Origin of the sequence: Nonomuraea zeae (genome assembly GCF_005889725.1) — a bacterium.
In the GTDB taxonomy this organism is placed as follows: domain Bacteria; phylum Actinomycetota; class Actinomycetes; order Streptosporangiales; family Streptosporangiaceae; genus Nonomuraea; species Nonomuraea zeae.
Genome location: NZ_VCKX01000543.1, coordinates 1 through 3819, shown reverse-complemented (window position 1 = coordinate 3819; position 3819 = coordinate 1). Strand labels below are relative to the sequence as shown.

The following is a 3819-nucleotide window of genomic DNA, read 5'->3' as shown; positions in this document are numbered from 1 at the left end:
CCGCCTGCACTCGGCCATCGGACACCTTCCACCTGAGGAATTCGAGGCGATCTACTACGCTCAACACCAGCCCAACGATGCCCTGACCATCAACCGCTGAGGTCTCCATCAAACTCGGGGCGGTTCACGGGAACCGGACTTCGAAGTCATCCACCCGGATCAGTCGCAGGCGGCGGCGCGGGCCGCGCGGATGGCCGTGATCGCATTGGTCTGATCGCGGGCGAGCCGGGTGATCAAGAGGGAGACAGTTGGGTCGGAGGCGACGGTCCGAACAGATCGCTCTGGGCGCGCAGCACCGCAATGCCGGCCAGGCAGTCGCCGCCGAGGGCGAGGCTGACGGCCGGGCCGGCCACGATCTTGCCGTGGTCATGTACCGCGTGTGAGGGACGCCGGCCGGTGACTCGCAGCGTGTCGAGGAGCAGCAGCGCACCCGAATGGGGGACGAGCCCGGTACCGTCGGCGGATGCGGCGATCTTGCCGTGGGAGGCGATATCCTTCACGTGAAAAGTGCCCTCTGAACTGGCGTGGACGGGACTCTCGACCCATTCCTTCCAGCCAGAAGGCGCTTTTGTGCATATGATCAAGCCTGGCGAAAGACTAACCATCCCGGCTGCGCACCTGATCACGCGTCGGGCGCCCGGCAACGGCTGACTCTCTAGCGGCACCACACATTGACGGCCTTCACGATCTTCATTGCCTGGCTCGGGCTAACGTCGGAGCCTCCGCGCTCGAACCGGAGGCGCACCCGTTTCTCCACAAGTCCCGGCTCGCCGTCGTCGGCGCCCTCCAGGATGTCCAGGCACGTGCTGATGCCGTAGTGCACCGTGCTTTCCTGATCGACTATGAGCTGCGGATCGATGGCACTCAACGTCGCCAGGAAATCGGCCCGATCTCCGGCCAAGATCCGTTCCGGCTCGGCCGCGTTCGAAAGGATGCTGGGTAGGTCACTGGCCGCCGGCGAGCCAGCCGTCGGCGACCGGGGGTCCCCGCCTCCCACCAGAGCGATGCCGAAAGCGAGTAACAGGGCGAGAGTCCCGCCGAACACCCCTAACACCATCCTGGAGCAGTCTGCTTGCATGGGCGGCACGTGTCCCTTCTCAATTGAGTTGGCGTGCGGGAGAAGGTGTGACCTGGTGGACGCCAAGGCGACTGAGACATTCAGGGTGATGGCCGTCTCAGGATCATGGCGTGGCAGGTCGAATGTCTCAGATCGCCTGGCGCGTGATCATGGAAGGCTGCGGTGCTCAACGCGGCTGTGGCAGGCACTGCGTCTGGTCCCTCGCCTGGGGTCCGGCTGCGTGTCAGCGCCTTCCCTGCCAGGAGTAGAAGGCGCCCTCTAGGTGCTCAAAATAGTGATTGATGTGGTCTTCCGACCACTCCATGTCCTCGCGGATTGGAGCTGGATCGCCCTGCGGACTCCAAGCGTAGCCGTAGGGGCTGGCCAACGCCTCGCCTTGTCGGAAGACGACGACGCCGTGCTCGCGGCGGACCTCCTCAAAGTCCATCCCGCCGACGGTGCGGGGGCCGAGTCGGTCGCCGTCCTTCATTGTGCGGGCGAACGCCTCCATCTCTGCCGTCGAGCGGATGAATCGCTGGCGTCGGTGCCGCGGAAGGCCACGATTGCCGCTATCACGACGACCGCGGCTGTGAGGACGCCGACGAACGCCAAGGCTTTCGAACGTGAACCGCTGACTAACATGTGGCCTCCGGCTGATCGTCGTGAACAATGGTTTGATGATCGTAAACGAACCAGCTGGGCGGCAGCCACCTGCGGCCGTGCACTCGAAGCTGTCTTGCTAGTGATTACGAAATTGCGAGGCCAGGGGACCATGCGTCCTTCTTCGTCGCGGTCTTAGCCTGGCGAAGGAGCATCGCGGCGTTCTTGCGCTCGTTCTCAATCCATAGATAAAGCGCGTCGCTTCGAAAAGCGCTCCAATTCTGGCCTGGCCTGGCATAGTCGCGGGCGACCGTTCGCCGGATCTCCGCGAGGAGGGCCGGCTCGACGCTGAAGATCATGCCTGGCCTCCGCGACAGGGCGAGGGCTCGCCAGACAGGCATGACAAGCAGACGGGTGAGGGCAACGACCTGGGGGGTAACGTCCTGCTGCCTGCGCCGGGCCGTGTTGGTTCGTTGTCAGCTTCCAGTCCTGACCTGCCAGAGTGACCATGCGCTTGCCGAAGCGCTCTTGATGGCGTCCCGCGCTTGTCCAACTGGAGAAGATGTAGTCCGCGTCGTGAAAGGCGGTCATGAGGGCCTTTCGGCCATAACGCCGACACAGCCTGCGATGCTGACGGTTGGCGTGGAGAACGTCCTCAACGTGATGAAGTCGCGGCTGTGGTTCGGCAGTTTCGCCGCTGAAGGCGATCCAGCGTCGGTGCCGCCAGCAGATCACGTCTTCAAAGTGATGCCAGCGGACAGGACTGCCGTTGTTCGGGCTCACGTCATGCTTGAGGAGGCATGATCCGCAGAAGCTGCGACATTGATGAGCTTCACCAGGCCGCGGCCGCCCGTCGAGTTTCATGCTTCCGAGCTCGTCGGGGGTGCAGAGCTCCAAGATCGCGTAGCGTAGCGATCGTTGTGGATAGCCGGTGAGGCGGGCCAGCCTGTGAGGAGGAACAGGGACGCTCTTGAGCCTGCTGCCGCTCAGGAGCTCGCGTAGCGAGGACGGCTCGAGATGATTGGCCGTTGCGAGACGGTTCAGATAGGAATCCAGGGTTTCATCCAGGATCGGCGCCGGCCGCCGCGGCAGGAGCTGCAAAGGCGGGGCCTTCCAGGAGATGAAGACCGGTGGTGAGATCATGTCGCGTCGCCGCCCTCGGACTCGGCAGCGTGGTCGACCGGGATCTCCTCCAGAAGCTTGCGGGTAACAGCCTCGGTGCCGTCCTGTATGGCGGTGATGGCTCCGGCTCGGATCAGGTGCGACAAGCTGCCGATCATGCCGCCGGTCCGGCGGTGCAGGTATTTGGAAAGCCCCACGAGAGCGCCGGGCTTGTGGTGATGGAGGCGGAGCTCGCCTTCCATAGCGGCGACCAGTCCGTTCCATTCGGCCTGGTAGGGGAAGGGGCGGCTGTTGATGAGGACGCAGCGACCGGCGATTTGTTTGCCGCGCACCCCGGTGAACAGTCCCTCGCGCTCAACGTTGATGCCCGCATAGACGAAGGTGACGGGCAGGTGCTCGGTGAAGTACTTCAGATGATCGGACATGTCCTCGCCCGCGCTGGTGGCGAGGTTGAGGTTGTGGATCTCATCGACCAGGACCAGGTCGCAGCGGGCCTCGATGAGAATTTGGCAGACGGCGTCGGCGATGTCGGTGGTGTTGGCTGATCTCTTGATCGAAGGCAAGCCGAGGAAGCGCGCGAATTCCATGGCCAGTTTGCGCGGCGACCCCTTTGGCGGGGTCGTCTCGTAGACGACCGGGATGCGCTCTCGACGACCCGGATGGCGATCGCGGGCCATCAGCTCGTGTGTGCGCCCCAGCTGCTTGATCGCGGTGCTTTTGCCTGTCGTCCAAGGCCCAGAGACGATCATTCCGCGGCGGGCACTGGTCTCTCGCCGGTTCAGTTGGGTGAGCAGGCGCCCTTGCTTGGCGACCTCACGAACGGTGGAGGTGGCCACCACGGCCAGCTCCGAGTGATAGGTGATGCGTGTGTCGCTGTAGGAGGAGCGCTGATCATCGTTCAGCGCGTCCCGTTTGAGGGGCCACGGTGATTCCGGACAGCCGTGTTATGAGTGCAGCCTATGCGGCCGCTGGGGTTGAAAGGGCCTCGTTGAGAACCTCCAGGGGTGGCCGGTAGCCGAGCGCCGAGTGCAGGCGCCGAC

At 64.1% G+C, this 3819-nt stretch carries 6 protein-coding genes and 1 pseudogene; 1 reads left to right on the top strand and 6 read right to left on the bottom strand.

All coding sequences use genetic code 11. The features are described from left to right. Positions 1–233: 233 nt before the first annotated feature. The 4 genes from ETD85_RS67825 to ETD85_RS66530 all read right to left on the bottom strand — a co-directional run bounded on the left by ETD85_RS67825 (position 234) and on the right by ETD85_RS66530 (position 2016). Entirely contained in the window at positions 234–500 is a 267-nt protein-coding gene (locus ETD85_RS67825; RefSeq protein ID WP_138698855.1) for a hypothetical protein, read from the bottom strand. Positions 501–655: 155 nt separating this feature from the next. Then, a complete protein-coding gene (locus tag ETD85_RS60795) occupies positions 656–1045 on the bottom strand; it encodes a hypothetical protein (RefSeq protein WP_138698854.1) in 390 nt (129 codons plus the stop codon). Positions 1046–1301: 256 nt separating this feature from the next. Then, on the bottom strand, positions 1302–1568 hold the full coding sequence (locus ETD85_RS60790; RefSeq protein ID WP_138698853.1) for a hypothetical protein: 267 nt from the start codon (positions 1566–1568) through the stop codon (positions 1302–1304). Between the two features lie 235 nt (positions 1569–1803). Then, entirely contained in the window at positions 1804–2016 is a 213-nt protein-coding gene (locus ETD85_RS66530) for a hypothetical protein (RefSeq protein WP_240780155.1), read from the bottom strand. A gap of 217 nt (positions 2017–2233) precedes the next feature. Here ETD85_RS66530 and ETD85_RS66525 point away from each other — a divergent pair, with 217 nt between their 5' ends. Further along, complete coding sequence (locus tag ETD85_RS66525) at positions 2234–2461, top strand: hypothetical protein (RefSeq protein WP_240780154.1); 228 nt, start codon at positions 2234–2236, stop codon at positions 2459–2461. Here ETD85_RS66525 and ETD85_RS67820 read toward each other — a convergent pair. Both ETD85_RS67820 and ETD85_RS60780 read right to left on the bottom strand, forming a co-directional pair. Next, positions 2432–2800, bottom strand: a pseudogene (locus ETD85_RS67820) (TniQ family protein); the annotation flags it as partial. The gene ETD85_RS66525 and the pseudogene ETD85_RS67820 sit on opposite strands and share 30 nt — an antisense overlap. Further along, positions 2797–3618, bottom strand: coding sequence for an ATP-binding protein (locus tag ETD85_RS60780; protein WP_206059619.1), 822 nt, complete (start codon positions 3616–3618; stop codon positions 2797–2799). The gene ETD85_RS60780 and the pseudogene ETD85_RS67820, both read right to left, overlap by 4 nt. Positions 3619–3819 lie beyond the last annotated feature (201 nt).